The 710-nt window shown below is 52.7% G+C and carries 1 rRNA gene; it reads right to left on the bottom strand.

The annotated features are described in order from the left end of the window. Positions 1 to 15 precede the first annotated feature (15 nt). Positions 16 to 710: ribosomal RNA gene (locus V6256_RS15145) — 16S ribosomal RNA — on the bottom strand; the annotation flags it as partial.

Raw genomic sequence — 710 nt, 5'->3', positions numbered from 1 at the left:
ATGTGTTTCTTTACGTAAGGAGGTGATCCAGCCCCAGGTTCCCCTAGGGCTACCTTGTTACGACTTCACCCCAGTCATGAACCACACCGTGGTCATCGCCATCCCGAAGGTTAAGCTAATGACTTCTGGTGCAGCCCACTCCCATGGTGTGACGGGCGGTGTGTACAAGGCCCGGGAACGTATTCACCGTGGCATTCTGATCCACGATTACTAGCGATTCCAACTTCACGGAGTCGAGTTGCAGACTCCGATCCGGACTACGACAAACTTTAGGAGATTCGCATACCATCGCTGGTTAGCTGCCCTTTGTATTTGCCATTGTAGCACGTGTGTAGCCCATCCCGTAAGGGCCATGATGACTTGACGTCGTCCCCACCTTCCTCCGGTTTATCACCGGCAGTGTCCCTAGAGTTCCCGGCATAACCCGCTGGCAAATAAGGATAAGGGTTGCGCTCGTTGCGGGACTTAACCCAACATTTCACAACACGAGCTGACGACAGCCATGCAGCACCTGTCTCAGAGTTCCCGAAGGCACTCTACTATCTCTAACAGATTCTCTGGATGTCAAGGGATGGTAAGGTTCTTCGCGTTGCATCGAATTAAACCACATGCTCCACCGCTTGTGCGGGCCCCCGTCAATTCATTTGAGTTTTAACCTTGCGGCCGTACTCCCCAGGCGGTCTATTTAATGCGTTAGCTTTGAATCCCAC

The sequence above is a fragment of the Psychromonas aquatilis genome, assembly GCF_038155185.1.
GTDB lineage: Bacteria > Pseudomonadota > Gammaproteobacteria > Enterobacterales > Psychromonadaceae > Psychromonas > Psychromonas aquatilis.
The sequence above is the reverse complement of the archived record's forward strand: the minus strand, read 5'-3'. Positions and strand labels throughout refer to the sequence as shown.